The organism is Bacillus sp. UNC322MFChir4.1 (assembly GCF_000746135.1).
In the GTDB taxonomy this organism is placed as follows: domain Bacteria; phylum Bacillota; class Bacilli; order Bacillales; family Bacillaceae_G; genus Bacillus_A.
In genome coordinates, this window is record NZ_JQKQ01000014.1 from 80,974 (window position 1) to 100,295 (window position 19,322).

The window sequence follows — 19,322 nt, forward strand, 5'->3', positions numbered from 1 at the left end:
AAGAGGCAACTTTAAATTAATAGTTATTGTCACTACCAAAGAAATCTTTAAAAGATTGAATCGTTGTATCACGGTTTAATGCAGCAATCGATGTCGTTAATGGAATTCCTTTTGGACAAGATTGTACACAGTTTTGTGAGTTACCGCAGTTTGCAAGTCCTCCATCACCCATGATTGCACGTAAACGATCCGCTTTATGCATTTCACCCGTTGGATGTGCATTAAATAAACGCGCTTGTGAAAGCGGTGCTGGACCGATAAAATCAGATTTGCTGTTTACGTTTGGACATGACTCTAAACATACACCGCAAGTCATACATTTTGATAATTCATATGCCCATTGACGCTTCTTCTCTGGCATTCTTGGCCCTGGACCTAAGTCATACGTACCATCGATTGGAATCCATGCTTTTACACGCTTTAACGCGTTAAACATACGGCTACGGTCTACTTGTAGATCACGAATAACCGGGAATGTTTTCATCGGTTTTAAGCGAATTGGTTGCTCTAGTTTGTCAATAAGCGCTGTACATGATTGACGTGGTTTTCCGTTGATTACCATCGAACATGCACCGCACACTTCTTCTAAACAGTTCATGTCCCAAGCGATAGGCGTTGTATTGTTCCCTTTTGTATCAACAGGATTACGGCGAATTTCCATTAATGCCGAAATAATATTCATATTTGGGCGATATGGAATTTCAAACTCTTGATCATACTCCTGTGAGTTTGGACCGTCTTGTCTTGTAATAATCAGGCGGATTGTTTTCTCAGACATGTTGCTTATCCCCCTTCTCTTCTCCCTTAGCAGCCACTTCATGTTTTGAAGAATAATCGCGCTTACGTGGTTCGATTAATGAAATATCAACCTCTTCGTAATGGAATGCTGGTGCATTTCCTGCTCCTTCAAACTTCGCCATTGTTGTTTTTAAGAAGTTCTCATCATCACGATCTGGGAATTCTGGTTTATAATGCGCACCGCGACTTTCATTACGGTTATATGCACCAATTGTAATAACACGAGCTAATTCAAGCATGTTTTCCAATTGACGTGTAAATGAAGCACCTTGGTTGCTCCATTTCGCTGTATCGTTAATGTTAATGCGTTTATAACGCTCCATTAACTCTACGATTTTCGCATCTGTTTCTAATAACTTTTTATTTTCACGAACTACTGTTACGTTATCTGTCATCCATTCTCCAAGCTCTTTATGAAGAACATATGCATTTTCATTACCATCTAACGTTAAAATATTGTTGAATTTCTCTGTTTCGATTAATTCATTTTGCTCATATAAAGCAGATGAAACAGAATCTGATGATTTTGAAAGACCATTCATATATTCAATTGCATTTGGTCCCGCTACCATACCACCGTAAATCGCTGATAATAACGAGTTAGCACCTAATCGGTTACCGCCGTGCATGGAGTAATCACACTCACCTGCTGCAAATAATCCTGGAATATTTGTCATTTGTTTATAGTCAACCCATAGTCCGCCCATTGAATAGTGAACCGCTGGGAAGATTTTCATCGGTACTTTACGCGGATCGTCACCCATGAATTTCTCATAGATTTCAATGATACCGCCTAATTTAATATCAAGCTCTTTCGGATCTTTATGAGAAAGGTCAAGATATACCATGTTTTCACCGTTAATACCCAGTTTTTGCTCAACGCACACATCGAAAATTTCACGCGTTGCAATATCACGAGGTACAAGGTTTCCGTATGCAGGATATTTTTCTTCAAGGAAATACCATGGTTTTCCGTCTTTATACGTCCAAACACGGCCACCTTCACCACGTGCAGATTCACTCATAAGGCGTAATTTATCATCACCTGGAATTGCTGTTGGGTGAATTTGGATGAACTCACCGTTCGCATAATATGCACCTTGTTGATATACAGCAGATGCTGCTGTACCTGTATTAATAATAGAGTTAGTAGATTTCCCAAAAATGATACCAGGGCCCCCTGTTGCCATAATTACGGCATCAGCTGGAAAACTTTTAATCTCCATAGATTGTAAGTCTTGCGCTACGATTCCGCGGCATACACCTTCGTCATCTACAATAGCGCGTAAGAAATCCCAACCCTCATATTTCGTAACAAGACCTGCTACTTCATGACGGCGTACTTGCTCATCTAACGCATATAATAATTGCTGACCTGTTGTTGCACCAGCAAACGCTGTGCGGTGATGCTGCGTTCCACCGAAACGACGGAAGTCTAGTAAACCTTCTTCCGTACGGTTAAACATAACACCCATGCGATCCATTAAGTGAATAATGCCAGGTGCTGCATCGCACATCGCTTTTACAGGAGGTTGGTTCGCTAAGAAGTCTCCTCCATAAATTGTATCGTCAAAGTGGATCCACGGAGAATCCCCTTCACCTTTTGTATTTACAGCACCGTTAATGCCGCCTTGCGCGCATACAGAGTGAGAACGTTTCACTGGTACTAAAGAGAATAGTTCTACATTCACGCCTGCTTCCGCTGCTTTAATCGTTGCCATTAAGCCGGCTAATCCACCGCCAACTACGATAAGTTTCCCTTTCATGCTCTCCCACTCCTTACAAGTTTGCTAGATTTGGATTAATGAACGCAAATAACGCGCTCACTCCTACGTATGATAATGCTAAGAAAATTGCTAATGTTACATACGTAGAAATACGCTGTGAACGTGGTGATACTGTGATACCCCAGCTAATAAAGAATGTCCATAATCCATTTGCAAAGTGGAAAATAGCTGATAAAATCCCAACTAAATAGAAGCCGAACATAAATGGATTGCTTAAAACATTTGCCATCATATCATAGTTTACCGTTTGTCCGAGTGCAGCTTGAATACGAGTTTCCCAAATATGCCAAGCTAGGAATATAAGTGTAAATACCCCAGTAAATCGTTGCAGAACGAACATCCAGTTACGGAAATAACTATAAGATGTTGCATTGTTCTTTGCTGTAAATGCAATATATAAACCATATACAGCATGGTATAACAATGGTAAGAAAATTACAAAAATCTCCAATGCATACCGAAATGGAAGCAATTCCATGAAATGAGCAGCATTATTAAAAGCTTCTGCTCCTCTTGTTGCAAAGTTGTTTATTACTAAATGTTGCGTCATAAAGACGCCGATTGGAATGACACCCATTAACGAGTGCCACTTGCGAAATGTATACTCGCGGCCTTTCATGTCCCCATTACCCCCTTGAATGTTTGACTGTTGTTTGTCGCATTACTTTATAACAATAGCATTTTTTCACTATTGTTATAAGAAAAACTGAAAAAATTATTCGCAATATTTCAGCATAATTTGATAACAAGTTCATTTTACTCCTATTTTTGTCGAAGCGTCAAGAAAACGTATACATAATCTGTATATAATTTTCATAATCTTTTTTGTTCTCTATATCAGATTTTTCACAAAGAAATAGCTGTGTTTATATATATAAAATGGTATATAATATGGGCAGTATAGAAAGTGGGGAATATTGTGAGTACAAAAATAATCGAGAGCGAATCTTTACAAAATATTTCAATCAATGCGTTTGCCTATGAGTTACTTCGTGAAGAATTACTTCCTGATTTAATCGGGAAAGAATTAGATTCCATTTTATATTGGGCCGGCAGAAACTTAGCACGAAAATACCCGTTGGAAACAATCGATGAAGTGATCCAATTTTTCACAAAAGCTGGTTGGGGCGACTTAACGATTACTGAACATAAGCGTCGTGAAATGCACTTTAAACTAACGGGCGCTCTTATTGAAGAACGTGAGCAACAAAAAAAACATTCTTCTTATCAATTAGAAGCTGGTTTTATCGCTGAACAAATTCAAAAGCAGCGCAGTGTGATTGCTGAATCTTACGAGGAACAGAAAAAGCGCTCTAGCTCTGTTACATTTCTTGTGCAATGGGATGTAAAAGATCCTATGGAAGTATAATTCGCATTCATCGGTCAACTAGACATAACGTCCAGTTGACTTTTTTTATTACTTTATCCCGCTATTCGCGGGCAGTAATACCCCCCTCAAAATTCGGCGAAAGCATCGTCCAGCTCTAGCGGCTCGCTCAGAAGTTAGGTGGGAGATAAACTGCCCATTAAAGCCCGATTGGTTCAACAAAAAAAGAAGACATTGCTATCTACAATGTCTTCCCTGTCAAGTACGTATGAATGGTTTCGGCTATTTTTTGCGGCATTCCAGCTTCTATAATATCGGAAACAGATGCTTCTTTCATTTTCTTAAGAGAACCAAAATGTTTTAAAAGTGTTTTCTTTCGTTTTTCTCCGACTCCTGGTATATCATCCAATGCCGATTGAATGACTGATTTCCCATGAATTTGACGATGAAATGTAATCGCAAAGCGGTGCACTTCATCTTGAATACGCTGCAGTAAGTAAAACTCTTGACTGTTACGCTCTAGTAAAACAGGTTCCGGTGGTTCACCAATTATTAAATGTGACGTGCGATGTTTATCATCTTTCACAAGCCCCGCTGTTGGAATAGAAAGGCCAAGTTCATTTTCTAACACATCGCATACCGCAGCGAGATGGCCTTTTCCGCCATCAATTACAATTAAGTCTGGAAGAGGTAAATTTTCTTTTAAAACACGTGTATAACGGCGGCGCACAACTTCACGCATCGATTCATAATCATCAGGCCCTTGTACCGTTTTAATTTTATATTTGCGATACTCTTTTTTGGCGGGCTTTCCATCGATAAAGACGATCATCGCAGAAACCGGATTTGTCCCTTGAATGTTAGAATTATCAAATGCCTCAATTCTATGCGGTGTTTCGATCCCTAGCTGTTCTCCTAAGTTTTCTACTGCCTTTATGGTGCGTTCTTCGTCGCGTTCAATTAAATAAAACTTTTCCTGCAACGCAATTTTCGCATTCTTACTTGCTAAATCGACAAGCTCTTTTTTCTTGCCCCGTTTTGGCTGCGTTGCTTCAACGTCTAAAAACTTTCCAATCAATTCATGATCAATGCTGCTTGGTACAACAATTTCTTTCGGTTTAAAGTGATTATTTTGTTCGTAAAATTGCCCGATAAACGTTAGGAATCCTTCTTCTGGATCATCATAAATCGGAAACATCGAAACATCCCGTTCAATTAACTTTCCTTTTCGAACGAAAAATACTTGCACGCACATCCACCCTTTATCAACCGCATACCCAAACACATCGCGGTCGACTAAGTCGCTCATAATCATCTTCTGTTTTTCCATAATCGCATCCATATGAGCAATTTGATCGCGCAGTTCTTTTGCGCGTTCGAACTCTAATTTTTCTGATGCCTCATACATTTTCGCTTCTAATTCTGAACGAATTTCTTTATGTCCACCATTCAAAAACTTAATAATTCCATCGACAATTTCTTTATTTTGTTCATCCGTTACCGCTTGTACACAAGGCGCTAAACATTGTCCCATATGATAATATAAACAAACCTTATCCGGTATATTAGTACATTTCCGAAGTGGATACATACGATCTAACAACTTTTTCGTTTCATGAGCTGACTGTGAATTCGGATATGGGCCAAAATATTTCCCTTTATCCTTTTTTACATTTCTCGTAATAAGCAAACGCGGCTCTTTTTCAGCAGTAATTTTAATAAATGGGTATGTTTTATCATCTTTTAATTGAATATTGTACTTTGGATCATATTTTTTAATTAAGTTTAACTCTAAAATGAGTGCCTCTAGATTCGAGGAGGTGACAATATATTCAAAATCAACAATTTCCTCTACAAGCCGAAGTGTTTTTCCATCATGTGAACCAGTAAAATACGAGCGCACACGATTTTTTAACACCTTGGCCTTCCCGACATAAATAACTGTTCCTTGCTTATCTTTCATTAAATAGCAACCCGGTTGGTCCGGTAAAATCGCTAACTTCTCTTTTAAATTCTCGTGCACTCGTATTCCTCCGTTCCTTGCATGTTTATCCCGCTATTCGTGGGCAGTAATACTCCCACCTCAAAATTTAGTGAAAGCATTGTCCAGCTCCAGTGGCTATCTTCCTACGAGGTAAGAAACACCTCTACGCCAGAAGCTCCATCCCCCCTCGGATGAGGCAAAAAGCGTCCCTCTTCCTTGTGCGTGGGCGTCCTGCGATTCTGAGCGAACCGCTTCCGCTTTTCTTAAGAAATTAGGCGAGAGATAAACTGCTGGCATGCGCCTAATTGGTGAGGGCTGATAATCAGTAGAGATAAAACCCCCATTGATTAAAGTTTCACTTTATCATTCTTATTTTTCTTAGAAAAATACAACAAATTATTTTCCCAACATACGTTCTTTTATTGTAATAGAAAGTAGTCAAAAATGAAAACATTATACACACTTTCACATTTTTCCACATAAGAAAAAAGCTGCCACTCGGCAGCTTTTTCTCGGATTAGAAGTGCTTAGATACTAATTCTTCTAATACTTCTTTTGGTTTGTAACCTAATGCTTGATCAACCACTTTACCATCTTTTAATACGAAAAGAGCTGGGATGCTCATTACTTCGAATTTACGAGCTGTTTCTTGGTTTTCATCAACATCTACTTTTACTACCTTTACTTTATCGCCTAACTCTGCACTGATTTCTTCTAATACAGGAGCAATCATTTTACAAGGGCCGCACCAAGGTGCCCAGAAATCTACTAATACAACACCTTCGCTTGCTTCAGCTGCGAAAGTTTGGTCAGTTGCGTTTACAATTGCCATATTATTTCCTCCTTTATGAACTTTCTAACCAAAGTATATCATTATCTTATATACGTGGCGAATAATATGTATCGTTAAGTATTTTAACAAATAACTCAACCTTTATACTAGAAAAATTTCTTCTAAGTGAAGAAGCGAGAAGCAGGGGACCTCTCGCTTTTCTATATTTATATAGGGGTAATTACTTACTAGGAACTCTTTATGCACAACTTAAGAATGTACTTTTAACTTTTTAAACTCTTCTGTTAAAAGTGGTAATACTTCAAACAGGTCACCAACGATGCCATAGTCAGCTACTTTAAAAATATTCGCTTCTGGATCTTTGTTAATTGCTACGATAATCTTTGAGTTAGACATACCAGCTAAATGTTGGATTGCACCAGAAATACCACATGCGATATATAAATCTGGCGTTACAACTTTACCTGTTTGCCCAATTTGCAATGAATAATCGCAGTACTCTGCGTCACAAGCTCCGCGAGACGCCCCGACTGCTCCGCCAAGTACATCTGCTAGTTCTTTTAACGGCTTGAAACCATCTTCACTTTTCACGCCGCGTCCGCCTGCAATAATTACTTTTGCTTCAGAAAGGTCGACACCTTCTGCTGTTTTACGAACAACCTCTTTAATGACTGTACGTAAATCTTTTACATCGACTGTCATCGAAGAAACATCGCCTGTACGCGCTTCATCTTTTGCAAGCGGTGCAATGTTATTCGGACGAATCGTCGCAAATACTATACCGTCTGTTACAATCTTCTTCTCAAATGCTTTACCAGAATAAATTGGACGTGTGAACACAATATTACCACCAGCTACTTCTAACGCTGTTACGTCAGAAACAAGGCCTGCCTCTAATTTCGCTGCAAGTTTTGGTGATAAATCTTTTCCTAATGATGTATGTCCAAACACAATTCCTTCTGGTTTTTCTTCTTCATACACTGCTAGAAATGCTTGCGCATATCCATCAGACGTATACGAAGCTAATTTATCGCTTTCAACTGTCACAACGCGATCTGCACCGTAAGAAATAAGTTCTTGTGCGAATGAAGCGACGCTTTCACCTAGTAAAAGACCGACAACTTCTCCGCCTTCTGCAATTGTTTTTGCGGCTGCTACTGCCTCAAATGAAACGTTACGTAAAGAACCGTCACGAACTTCTCCCATTACTAATACTTTACGAGCCATATGTTTTCCCTCCTGGATATCCTAGTATTTTTTAAACTACTTTCGCTTCTGTATGCAATAGCGATACAAGTTCTTTTACTTGATCTTGCAGTTCGCCTTGTAACACTTTTCCAGCATCTTTCTTAGGAGGTAAATAGATTTCAATTGTTTTTGTTTTCGCTTCTACATCATCTTCATCTAAATCTAAGTCATCTAATTCTAAAGTTTCTAGCGGCTTTTTCTTCGCTTTCATAATACCTGGAAGCGATGGATAACGCGGTTCATTTAAACCTTGCTGTGCTGTTACTAAAAGAGGTAACGATGTTTCAATTACTTCTGTATCCCCTTCTACATCACGCTCGATTTTTACGTTTGTACCGTCAATTTCAAGCTTTGTAATTGTTGTTACATATGGGATATTCAGCGCTTCCGCTACACGTGGTCCAACTTGTCCAGATGCACCGTCAATCGCTACGTTACCAGCTAAAATTAAGTCAACATCCTTCTCTTTTAAGTACTCAACAAGCACTTTTGCTGTTGTATATTGATCGCCATTTTCAACATCATCTTCAATGTTGATCAATACCGCTTTATCGCAGCCCATCGCTAATGCCGTGCGAAGTTCTTTTTCACTATCTTCACCGCCAACAGTAACGACTGTAACTTCACCGCCATTTGCATCTCTTACTTGAATTGCTTCTTCAATCGCATATTCATCGTAAGGGTTGATGATGAATTCTGCTTCGCCATCGTAAATTGCACCGTTTTTAATTGCGATTTTTTCTTCTGTGTCGAATGTTCGTTTCATGAGTACGTAGATGTTCATTCTATTTACCCCCTTGTTTTTTAAAGGAAAATTTGGTTAATACTAATATTCTGTTAATTTATATTAAAAAAATAGAGAACTACTTGCCGCTAAAAGAAGGTTTACGTTTTTCTAAGAACGCTGCTACACCTTCTCTTCCATCTTCGCTTGTGAACACTTCCCCAAATATTTGTGCCTCACGTTGTACACCTTCATAGTAATGAGAAGACTTCGTTGTTTGCAGCAGTTCTAATACAGCGCGGACAGATGCTGCGCTTTTTCCTGCAATCTTCTTCGCTACTTTCAGCGCCTCTTCTAACAATACTTCTTCAGGGAATGCTCGGTTGGCAAGCCCTAGTTGAGCCGCTTCTACACCTGAAATCGGATCGCTTGTTAACATCATTTCACAAGCTTTCGCTTTCCCCACATAACACGGTAAGCGCTGCGTCCCTGCAAATCCTGGAATCAATCCTAGCGTTAGCTCCGGCAAACCGATTTTCGCAGTTTCACTTACAAAGCGCATATGGCAAGACATCGCAAATTCTAATCCTCCGCCAAGCGCTGCGCCGTGAATCGCCGCAATAATCGGCTTTGAGAATTTTTCAACACGCTCAAAGATCACTTGTCCATGCTGCGATAATTTCGTTGCCTCTTTTGCTTCTTCAACAGAAGTAAACTCTTTAATGTCCGCTCCTGCTGAGAAGAAGCGACCTTCCCCATGAACAAGGACAACGCGCACATTCTCATCCGTTTCCACTGCATCAAGCAGTTCACCAACTTCACTAATAACTTGTGAAGACATCGCATTTGCTGGCGGGTGATTAATCTTTACAATTGCTATGTAATCCTCCACCGTTACAGATAGGAAATTCAAATGTACTCCCTCCCCATTAATTGCGGTAACCACAAGCTGCTACTAATAGCTCATGCACCGTTTTTGAAATTGCGACCAAATTATATTTATGGTCGCTCATTACCCAGTTGGTAACAACTTCATCTACTGTTCCGAAAATCATTTGTCTTGCCACGCGGACATTTAAATCCGTGCGAAATTCTCCTTGCCTAATGCCAGTTTCTAAGATTTCATCAATGACTTGCAAGTACCCTTTCAGCACATCATTAATTTTGAGGCGTAAGTCTTGGTTGGATTGGCGAAGTTCTAGTTGCGTAACGATAGCAAGAGGATCATTTTGTGAAAGTAAAGAAAAGTGTGTTTCTACCAACATAAATAACTTCTCTACAGCGCTTTCAATTCCTGCTGTTTTTTGCCGAATTGTTTCGATAAATTCTCCCATTTTCTCTTGAAATAAAGATATCAATATATCTTCTTTATTTTTGAAATATAAATATATCGTTCCATCGGCAACACCAGCTTGTTTTGCTATTTTAGAAACTTGTGCTTGGTGGTATCCATTTTCAGCGATGACAATCACCGCTGCATCAATAATTTGATTATATTTAGGTCGGTTCTTTTTCACAGTACTATCCCCTTCAAGAAGATGACTGAATGATGATTCATTCACATTCTAATAATACTGACTATTTCAAATATTGTCAATGCTATTCTCTCAAAAAAAAGAAAGGGCATTAGCCCGTTTGCTCATCATCTTGCTTTTGCGACTCTTCTTCAATAAGTACACGACGCAAAATCTTTCCAACAGTCGTTTTCGGTAATTCTTTTCGAAACTCATATACTTTCGGCACTTTATACGCTGCTAAATATTTGCGAGCAAACGCATTTAACTCTTCTTCTGAACATGTTGCACCATCTTTCACAACAACGAACGCTTTTACCGTTTCACCGCGATACGGATCAGGCACACCAAGAACAACTACTTCTTGCACCTTTTCATTTTCATATAATACTTCTTCTACCTCACGCGGATATACGTTAAAGCCACTTGCCACTATCATATCTTTCTTCCGATCCTTCACATAAAAAAAGCCGTTTTCATCCATATAGCCAACATCACCCGTATACAGCCAACCATCTTTCAGCACCGCTGCTGTTTCCTCAGGCCTATTCCAGTATCCCTTCATCACTTGCGGGCCTTTCACAACAATTTCGCCAGCTTCACCTACCCGCAATGGTTCACCTGTTTCTAGTGACAGAATACGTGCATCTGTACTCGGCCACGGCACACCAATACTTCCGGGTACTCGCTTTGTCCATAAAAAGTTACCATGTGTAACTGGGGACGATTCTGTTAAACCGTATCCTTCTACAAGCTTACCACCTGTCACACTTTCAAACTGTTCTTGTACTTCAACCGGAAGAGCAGCTGAACCGCTAATACATGCGCTAATAGAAGAAACATCGTATTTATGAAGTTCAGGATAATTTAATAGCGCAATATAAATAGTCGGGGCTCCAGGAAATAACGTAACGCGATGTTTTTTAATTGCCTCTAACACCATTTTAATATCGAATTTCGGAATGAGGACCATTTTATACGCTTCCATAATCGACAGATTCATAACAGCTGTCATGCCGTATACATGAAAAAACGGCAATACTCCGAGAATAACCTCTTCACCTGCCCGGCAATTATACAGCCAATGCATTCCCATCCTTGTATTGGACACAAGATTTTTATGCGTAAGCATAACGCCCTTTGGAAATCCAGTCGTCCCGCCCGTATATTGCAGGAGAGCTAAATCTTCTTCTGGATCACACGGCATATCTACCGCAGTATCCTCCGCACGTTCAATAGACTTCCAAACGTGAATATTCTCACTTTCTTTTACATGAACAACGAGATTCGTTTGTTTCTTTTGTACAAATGGATACAATAAATTTTTCGGAAATGGTAAATAATCTGCGATGCGTGTCACAATGACATGTTCAACATTCACTCTAGACTGCACATTGCTGACTTTCGGAAATACGATATCGAGGCAAAGAATAACTTTCGCACCTGAATCATGAAGTTGGTATTCAAGCTCTCTTTCTGTATAAAGCGGATTCGTTTGCACAACAACACCGCCAGCTAATAGTGTTCCGTAATAACCGATAACACTTTGCGGACAGTTTGGCAGCATAATCGCGACTCGGTCCCCTTTTTCTAGCCCAAGCCTTTGAAGATAATTGGCAAATTGCCTAACTTTACGATCTAACTCTGCATACGTAATATCCTTCCCTAGAAAATGAAGCGCTTTCTTTTCTGGGTATTGTAAAGCAGCTTCCTGCAAATACACATGAAGAGGCTTCATATCAAAGGAAATGGTGTGCGGAATTTCCTTTGGATAATTTTGCAGCCATGGTTTTTCCACTTTTAACTCCCCCTTCTTTACATTACAAAAACATAAATCCCCCGTTTTAACGGCACGCCCGTTCTAAAATAAATGAATGTGTATTCATGTTGCTTATTATCATTATAGTATAGGGATTGTTGTGTTACAATCATAATATTCAGACTATTGATCGTCTATTACCAATCTACGAATATTCTCTAGGTGTATTAACTCCAGTTAATAACGAAAAGGACAAGCAAAAAAGAAGACTTTCTTAAAAAGTCTTCTTTCCTTACCAATTATTCTTTCTTTAAATTAATCTCAACATCTTTTCCATTCTCATCTTTCAAAATCACTTTAAAATCTCCTACTTCATCAAAAGAAGTAATATCAAATGTTTTCACCTTAATGCTCTTCTCATTATTTAAAGTTTTTGAATATCCCTTCAATGTTGATTGATGCGCTTTTCCTTTATGATCAATTAAAGTAATACTATTAATTGTCTGGATTATTTGTTTTCTCTTTTCAACATCCTCTACAGAATCATATTCAAACGTGATATTCATCCCTGTTGGCAACAATTCAGCAGAAGAGATTTTTAAAGATTCTAGTTTTTGTTGAGGAACATATTTGATATCATGAATTTTATTAAATTTATTATCGACCGTGATACTATTTTCCCATTTCCCAAGAATTTCTTTATTTAATTGCATGCCATTTTTATGAAATGCAAAAATATTTTCTTTAACGATATTAGATTTTGTTTCTGCTTCTGTCATAAATGTAGTATCTTGATTTTCTAGTGATGAAAATAATTGAATTGATTGTATATTGAAATTCAAACTCTCAATATCAGTAATCGGATTCATTGGATATAAAACAAAATTACCTGTCAGTTCACCATGCTCTGCATCTACCTGTATACTTTGTTCTCCGCTTGCCAATATTTCTCCATTCTCCTTCGTTAAACCAGTTGTTGTATCAGCTTTTTCTATATATCTTCCTTTATTGTCAGTTAAATCGTATACCATATTTAATTCAGAAACTTTCTGCAACACACTTTTATCATCAAATTTATACCGTAATGAAAATACGATTTTTGATTTATCATACGCTATGTCTTTTACTTGAATGGTAACTCCACTATCTTTCATACTATTATTTTTCTCTACTTTTTGCATATATCCGTTATCCGTAGCCTTTTGTACCCCTCGATCTTTTGTAAGGAAGATTTCCTTTACCATCGCCATAGGAGACTCACCATACAAAGCAAGACCCGCAATAGATAGGCCTGTAATCACAGCAGCAATTTGTTTTTTATATGAAAATCGTTTTTTCATTTTTTTACTGTTTCTGATTTGCTCAAAAGCAAATTCTTTCTTTTCTATAACACTTTTAGGGATTAAGATATCTTCATTTAATGATTCTTCTAACTGCTTCTCAAAGTTAAGATTCATTTGAACTCCTCCCATTACTTAATGTTTGATCTTCTTGTAAGTAGTATGTTTTTAACTGCTGCCTTGCTCTACTTAATCTCGATTTTATCGTTCCTTCTTTTTCACTTAAAATTTCACTTATTTCTTTTGTCGTAAATTTATTTACATAAAATAAAACTATCACTAATCTGTACTCGACACTTAAATGGTTTAAAATACTTTCGAAATCTAATTTTTGTTCTATCTTTTCATTCATCGCATGCTGACTCGGAACTTGCTCGTAATCTTCGACATATACAATTTTATTTTTTCTTATTATATCGTTACACTTATTCATTAATATTTTCATAATCCATGTTTTAAAATAGCGCGGTTCTTTTAATTTCTTCAAATTGCTAAACGCTGCAAGAATGGTTTCCTGCACAGCATCGCCTATATCTTCTTCATTTTTGAGACGTGCTTTTGCGACCTTATACATTTGCGGCATTATAATATCAATTGCCTCAATAAAGGCTTCTTCATCACCCTTTTGTGCTCGCTTTAAGAGTAACTCCATATAGCTCCCCCTTTAAAAGATTCATATACGTATATATCTTTGTACACCTATTAGACTATATAGAGATTCAAATGGTTGCATTTTATAGGATTTTTTTCAAATACTATATAAATCCATTTTAATTTTCCAACATATAAGTTGCTTCTATACACGACCAGATGCTCTCGTTCCCCCTTAAAAGAAAGGGGTTTTTATGTCGTTTTTTAATTTATATATAACTCCTTCTATCATATATCTTTCTGTAACTCTGATAAAAATCTCTTGTAAATTAAAATACTAGAAGGAAACGACAAAACTTTCACGAATTTACCATTTGAATCTAACCATAGGAGGTTTTTTCTATGTTCCAAACTGTAGAAGGTTTTTTAAAAGCATGGAAATACGAAGCAGATTCAACACAAAAAGTATTAGATATGCTAACTGATGAATCACTGACACAAGAAATTACACCGGACAATTGGACGCTAGGACGCATTGCATGGCATATTGTGGAAGCTATTCCTGTTATCGCATCCCGCACAGGACTCCAGTTTGACGCACCGGCGAATGACTTCCCTGTTCCAACTTCAGCTCAGTTTATTGCAGATAGCTATCGTCAAACTGCCAGTGCATTTGTTGAAGCAATTCAAACACAATGGACAGACAAAGACTTAGCTACTTTAAATGACTTCTTCGGACAGCAAATGCCCAATTCAATCTTTCTTATGACGATCATCAATCACCAAAACCACCACCGCGGACAAATGACAGTCCTTATGCGCCAGGCAGGATTGAAAGTTCCTGGCATTTACGGCCCGGCAAAAGAAGAATGGGCTGCAGCTGGAATGGAAGAGCCAAAGAGGTAATGTTTGCTTACTAAGAAGCTGCCCCAAAGTTTCACTTTTGGGCAGCTTCTTATTCTTTCACTTTTATTCAGCTCAGCAAATCGACTACTTGTATGTTGAATATCGTCGAAGCGTCTTTAAATCGTGTCGAATCGCCGATATATTGTGAAAAGCGCCGATATATTGCAAAGAACAATCGATAACGGAAAAAACACTGACCCAAAAGGCAATTATGTGCCTTTTGGGTCAGTCTGGAATCATTTATAATGGATACAAATGAATATTGGAGCTGAAACGTATGGATTATATAAGTTATTTACGAAATATGGTTGGACATGAAAAAGTAATTATGGTGGTCGCAGGTTGTTTTGTATTGAACGAAAAAAATGAAGTGCTTCTGCAATTACGATCTGATAACGGCAAGTGGGGACAACCTGGCGGATTTATGGAATTTGGCGAGACAGTTGAAGATACAGCAAGAAGAGAAGTGTTTGAAGAAACAGGCTTACAATTAGGTAAACTTGAATTCTTTAATGTGTATTCTGGAAAAAAATACGAGAGAACACTATCTAACGGTGATCAAGTTGCCTTAGTGAAATTGACTTATATTTGCAAGGATTTTCATGGAACATTACATACTGATAATGAAGAAAGCTTACAGCTAAAATTTTTCCCCTTAGATAACTTACCTGAACTATGGAAAAATCAACAGGAAGTTTTTGATGATTTGTTGGAGTTTATGAGAATAAAGAACTAATTTTTTCCTATCAAGTAAACAAAAGAGGTATATGGTTACACACTCACCTGCGTTCGATATTCTACCGGACTCAGATGAGTGCGTTTTTCTTATAATTGTGGCTCGCAGTTATCATCACCTATTATAAAAGCATTCTAATTCCATTTATAATTATACTTACTGTCCCTATCATCAGTAAAAGTAAAAAAGACTTCTTCTCTGGTTTTCTGTAATATAAGACTCCTCCTATTAAAAGTATTATCAATCCACCTACTAGATTAAGTACAAGTAAATCCATAACCGTTCCCCCTAAGTAGATATTCGACATATAAGTCTTTGAAATACACCATGACCGCAACTTGCTTTCTTCCTCTGTTTTAAACCTCGCATGTGGCAGAAAAAGGCCCTGACCGCTTCTATACGCGGCCAGATGCTCTCGGCGCCCTTATATCCCTTTCTAAATCGCATCTTTTTTCTCAATGTCTCGAATTGCTAAGTAGGCAATCATCAGTCCAACAGCTGCAAGGACAAACTGAATGGGAATAATCACGACCACTGAAAATCCTGGATTATTAGAACAAGCGAATGAAACGACAAGCAATGATGATACAATTGTGATCGGAACAGAATATTTACGCATTCCGAAATATAGCGGAATTAAACTTGTACCTGCAGCAGCGACTGCAAATGGAATCATGTTGATCGCTTGCTGCATCCAGTCAGTAAATGTGATCGAATATGATATAAACGAAAAATATTCATGTAAAACAAAGACTGCACCTGTAACGATTATGTTAGATAACCAAATTGTTATAAATGTCAGTATCGCTATAATAGCTAATTTACTAGCAAAGAGTTGCTTCCGCTTAACTGGATAAGAGAACATAAGCATGATTGTCTTATTTTTATATTCTTCAATAACTAATTGCGAAAGTAATACTGCAGCAAACACAATAAACGTCGCCCTTACCATTGTCCCTATCAATAAAAAAGCATCCTCAGCATTCGTCATAATGAAATCTTTTTCTACTTCCTGTATATAGTTCATGGAAATGAACAAAGTCGTAATAATGACGTTAGCAAGCAACGCTCCTTTTACATACCAACCAAATTTAAACTTTTTCATTTCTAACTTCATGAGGTGTAGCATAATGGGCTCTCCTCCTAGTTCACCTAATTTATTTAAACAGATCCACTTGCTCTATTTTTCTTACAGTCATATAGGCAATCAATAGTCCAATGCAAGCTAATGTAATAGGGACCAAAATAATATCATATAAGGAATAATGACCAGATAAGCTCGATGTTAGTAGGGACATAATAATAACCGCCGATACAATTGTTGTCCGCACTGAATACTTTTTCATACCAAAATATAAGGGAATTAAACTAATTCCAGTTGCCGCAATGGCATTCATTAATAATTTAGAGGCATTTGGCAAAAGAATTGTCATCGTTAACGGCTCTGTTATGACTGAATAATATACATTTAATCCATAAAAGAAACTAAAAATTACAATGTCACAAATAACAATCGAAAGAAATGTAAAGATCATAATAATGAACAATTTTGCAATCATCATTTTTTTACGATTAATCGGATACATAAACATAACTGTCATTGTCTTTTCTTTAAATTCTTGAATAATAAATTTAGCAATTAAACTTGCGCCAAATATCATAAAGGTTGCTTTCACAAAAATATCAATAAACCGAAAAGCATCATCGTAACTTTTAAATTCCCCATCAAGCATAATTAATGTAACAAAACCCAGCATAATAAGAAGTGCAATGAAAGCTCCTTTAATGACTGGCCATAATTTAAATTTAACAAGTTCTAATCTTATTAAATTAAGCATGGATTCCCTCTCCATTCATAAGATTTAAGAAGTACTCTTCCAATGAACTATTCTTTTTATTGATACTCTCAATTTCTATATCATTCATAATCAATGTTTTTGAAATGGCTTGCTGCGTTACTGACGTGTCATAAATGCGAATTATATTTCCACCCATAATTTTATAATTTGTCAGGTGCAGTCTATTTTCTAACAGATAAGCTGCTTGTTTCACATCTTGAACAGTAACTTCAATATACTCCGTTTGTTGCCCATTAATACTTTTCATGGAAACTTCTTTTATTAGCTTTCCGTTTTGAATGACACCAATTGTATCTGCCATTTGTTCCATTTCACCTAAAATGTGGCTAGACACTAACAGCGTAATTCCATATTCTTTACAAAGTATTTTAAATAATTCTCGTAACTCTTTAATGCCGATTGGATCTAAACCGTTGATTGGTTCATCTAAAATTAACAACTCTGGTTTTGTTGTAATCGCTCTTGCTATCCCTAGTCGCTGCTTCATCCCAAGTGAAAAATCTTTTACTTGCTTATCATCAACATTGTGTAAATTTACAAGGTCTAACGCCCTATCAATTGCTTTCTTGTCATAGAACCCCATATATTCGCAGTGTAAATTTAGATTCTCTTTAGCTGTTAGTTTTTCATAAAAAATTGGATATTCAATAATTGTCCCCATTCGCTTTAGTACTTCATATGATGTATTTGTTAATTTCTCACCGAAAATCTCAATCTCGCCGCTCGTCGGTTTAATTAAATTCGTAATCATTTTCATAATCGTTGTTTTACCAGCACCGTTTGGTCCAAGAAATCCATATATTTCCCCTTGTTTCACATGCATATTTACGTTAGAAATAACTTCTTTACCGTGAAACACTTTCGTTAATTGATTCGTTTTCAATACGTACGTCATCGTTCATTCCCCTTTCGCTCCCGCTCTATATTTATATAATAAGAAATGAAATTCTCTTTTTTCTTACCTATTCCTTACAAATTTCTTAAGTTAAAAAGGCTTGTAGAATTGCTCTTTCTACAAGCTAAAAATTGATTCTTCTTAACATAATCGTAAATACTGTTTTCTCATAGGGCGTACTAGATAGATGAATTTCTCCCCCTAATGCTTCTACAAGACGCTTCGTAATCGTCAGCCCAAGTCCACTTCCTTGATACAAACGATTGCGTGAATCTTCTAATGTGTACATCCGTTCAAACACTTTATCAATATGAGATTCAGAGATTCCTTTCCCTTTATCCCATATGTCCACGTACACAAATTGATCATCACTTCGAAGTGTAACCCCTAATGTTTTTCCGTCTCCCCCGTAGGCAATTGCATTTGAAATTAAGTTATTCATAATTCTTCCAATCACTTCTGTATTCCCGTGTGCATATATCGGCGTTTCCGGTATATCGATATGAACGTCAAATCCTTGCGTTGTTAATAAATCATAAAATGACAGCATATGTTCCTGACAAATTTCATTCATATAAACTCGCTTCATTTCAATGTCTTTATCGCCAGATTCTAATTTGGCAAGATCGAAAAATTTATGTATAAGATCGAGCACTTCTAACGTTTTCGTATGAACTTTTTCTAGTAATACTTTCCGATCTTCTTCACTTATCGTTTTATCTACATTTAAAATTTCCACATAACCAAGAACCACAGTAAGCGGGGTCTTTAAATCATGCGAAATGTTAGAAAGCATCTTTCTCATGGAGATTTCCAGTTTTGAATGCTTCGCAATTGTTTTTTTCTTTTCATCTAATAAATAATTGATTGCCACTAATAATGACTTCAACTCTTTATCATCTGTCAAAACTAATAAATTTTCACTCGTTTTCTTTTCTAGAATCATATGAAGCTTTTCATATGTATAACGTAAATTTGCACTTCGATTTTTTCCTGTGCGATATTGAAAATAAATGATACCAATTAATAAAAAAATAATTGCCGTTAAAAATACAACCATT

General features: G+C 37.2%; 20 protein-coding genes. 3 read left to right on the plus strand and 17 right to left on the minus strand.

What is annotated here, in order from left to right:
- Nucleotides 1-16: 16 nt before the first annotated feature.
- Genes sdhB through BR72_RS07635 form a run of 3 tightly spaced genes read right to left on the minus strand, consistent with a single transcriptional unit; the run spans nt 17 to nt 3,204 of the window.
- A complete protein-coding gene (gene sdhB, locus BR72_RS07625; RefSeq protein ID WP_035431629.1) occupies nt 17-778 on the minus strand; it encodes a succinate dehydrogenase iron-sulfur subunit in 762 nt (253 codons plus the stop codon).
- The gene (gene sdhA, locus BR72_RS07630; RefSeq protein ID WP_035431630.1) at nt 771-2,564 is read right to left on the minus strand and encodes a succinate dehydrogenase flavoprotein subunit; all 1,794 of its coding nucleotides are present in this window, start codon (nt 2,562-2,564) and stop codon (nt 771-773) included. Before sdhA ends, sdhB begins: the two co-directional genes overlap by 8 nt.
- Before the next feature lie 13 nt (nt 2,565-2,577).
- Nucleotides 2,578-3,204: a succinate dehydrogenase cytochrome b558 subunit gene (locus tag BR72_RS07635; RefSeq protein WP_035431632.1), complete on the minus strand. Its 627-nt coding sequence runs from the start codon at nt 3,202-3,204 to the stop codon at nt 2,578-2,580.
- Nucleotides 3,205-3,504: 300 nt separating this feature from the next.
- On the opposite strand from BR72_RS07635, the gene BR72_RS07640 reads away from it, so the two are divergent.
- Nucleotides 3,505-3,954 carry a YslB family protein gene (locus BR72_RS07640; protein WP_035431634.1) on the plus strand — a complete coding sequence of 150 codons (450 nt, stop codon included), beginning with the start codon at nt 3,505-3,507 and terminating at the stop codon, nt 3,952-3,954.
- A gap of 199 nt (nt 3,955-4,153) precedes the next feature.
- Here the strand turns inward: BR72_RS07640 and uvrC are convergent, their stop codons facing one another.
- From uvrC to BR72_RS07685, 9 genes are all read right to left on the minus strand, one after another.
- Complete coding sequence (gene uvrC, locus BR72_RS07645) at nt 4,154-5,935, minus strand: excinuclease ABC subunit UvrC (protein WP_035431636.1); 1,782 nt, start codon at nt 5,933-5,935, stop codon at nt 4,154-4,156.
- 478 nt (nt 5,936-6,413) lie between these two features.
- On the minus strand, nt 6,414-6,728 hold the full coding sequence (gene trxA, locus BR72_RS07650) for a thioredoxin (protein ID WP_035431638.1): 315 nt from the start codon (nt 6,726-6,728) through the stop codon (nt 6,414-6,416).
- Between the two features lie 210 nt (nt 6,729-6,938).
- A complete protein-coding gene (locus tag BR72_RS07655) occupies nt 6,939-7,916 on the minus strand; it encodes an electron transfer flavoprotein subunit alpha/FixB family protein (RefSeq protein WP_035431640.1) in 978 nt (325 codons plus the stop codon).
- Between the two features lie 31 nt (nt 7,917-7,947).
- Complete coding sequence (gene etfB / locus BR72_RS07660; RefSeq protein ID WP_035431642.1) at nt 7,948-8,721, minus strand: electron transfer flavoprotein subunit beta; 774 nt, start codon at nt 8,719-8,721, stop codon at nt 7,948-7,950.
- A gap of 79 nt (nt 8,722-8,800) precedes the next feature.
- Nucleotides 8,801-9,574, minus strand: a complete 774-nt coding sequence (locus tag BR72_RS07665) for an enoyl-CoA hydratase (RefSeq protein WP_035431644.1) — start codon at nt 9,572-9,574, stop codon at nt 8,801-8,803.
- A 16-nt stretch (nt 9,575-9,590) separates the two neighbouring features.
- A complete protein-coding gene (locus tag BR72_RS07670) occupies nt 9,591-10,178 on the minus strand; it encodes a TetR/AcrR family transcriptional regulator (protein WP_438823671.1) in 588 nt (195 codons plus the stop codon).
- A gap of 109 nt (nt 10,179-10,287) precedes the next feature.
- The gene (locus BR72_RS07675; protein ID WP_035431648.1) at nt 10,288-11,973 is read right to left on the minus strand and encodes a long-chain-fatty-acid--CoA ligase; all 1,686 of its coding nucleotides are present in this window, start codon (nt 11,971-11,973) and stop codon (nt 10,288-10,290) included.
- 260 nt (nt 11,974-12,233) lie between these two features.
- Nucleotides 12,234-13,391, minus strand: coding sequence for a DUF4179 domain-containing protein (locus BR72_RS07680; RefSeq protein WP_035431650.1), 1,158 nt, complete (start codon nt 13,389-13,391; stop codon nt 12,234-12,236).
- Nucleotides 13,381-13,926 (minus strand): RNA polymerase sigma factor, encoded by a 546-nt coding sequence (locus tag BR72_RS07685; protein WP_035431652.1) that lies wholly within the window; start codon nt 13,924-13,926, stop codon nt 13,381-13,383. The genes BR72_RS07680 and BR72_RS07685 overlap by 11 nt, the downstream gene beginning before the upstream one ends.
- A gap of 341 nt (nt 13,927-14,267) precedes the next feature.
- Here BR72_RS07685 and BR72_RS07690 point away from each other — a divergent pair, with 341 nt between their 5' ends.
- Both BR72_RS07690 and BR72_RS07695 read left to right on the plus strand, forming a co-directional pair.
- Nucleotides 14,268-14,771: a DinB family protein gene (locus tag BR72_RS07690; protein ID WP_035431655.1), complete on the plus strand. Its 504-nt coding sequence runs from the start codon at nt 14,268-14,270 to the stop codon at nt 14,769-14,771.
- Nucleotides 14,772-15,048: 277 nt separating this feature from the next.
- Nucleotides 15,049-15,507 (plus strand): NUDIX hydrolase, encoded by a 459-nt coding sequence (locus BR72_RS07695; RefSeq protein ID WP_035431657.1) that lies wholly within the window; start codon nt 15,049-15,051, stop codon nt 15,505-15,507.
- A gap of 121 nt (nt 15,508-15,628) precedes the next feature.
- Here BR72_RS07695 and BR72_RS26680 read toward each other — a convergent pair whose 3' ends face one another.
- The 5 genes from BR72_RS26680 to BR72_RS07715 form a co-directional block, all read right to left on the minus strand.
- Entirely contained in the window at nt 15,629-15,784 is a 156-nt protein-coding gene (locus tag BR72_RS26680) for a hypothetical protein (RefSeq protein ID WP_090996641.1), read from the minus strand.
- A 159-nt stretch (nt 15,785-15,943) separates the two neighbouring features.
- A complete protein-coding gene (locus BR72_RS07700; RefSeq protein WP_035431660.1) occupies nt 15,944-16,636 on the minus strand; it encodes an ABC transporter permease in 693 nt (230 codons plus the stop codon).
- A gap of 28 nt (nt 16,637-16,664) precedes the next feature.
- Nucleotides 16,665-17,345 carry an ABC transporter permease gene (locus BR72_RS07705; RefSeq protein WP_035431662.1) on the minus strand — a complete coding sequence of 227 codons (681 nt, stop codon included), beginning with the start codon at nt 17,343-17,345 and terminating at the stop codon, nt 16,665-16,667.
- Nucleotides 17,338-18,261 carry an ABC transporter ATP-binding protein gene (locus tag BR72_RS07710; protein ID WP_035431664.1) on the minus strand — a complete coding sequence of 308 codons (924 nt, stop codon included), beginning with the start codon at nt 18,259-18,261 and terminating at the stop codon, nt 17,338-17,340. The genes BR72_RS07705 and BR72_RS07710 overlap by 8 nt, the downstream gene beginning before the upstream one ends.
- Before the next feature lie 124 nt (nt 18,262-18,385).
- Nucleotides 18,386-19,321 (minus strand): HAMP domain-containing histidine kinase, encoded by a 936-nt coding sequence (locus BR72_RS07715; protein WP_035431666.1) that lies wholly within the window; start codon nt 19,319-19,321, stop codon nt 18,386-18,388.
- Nucleotide 19,322: the final 1 nt, after the last annotated feature.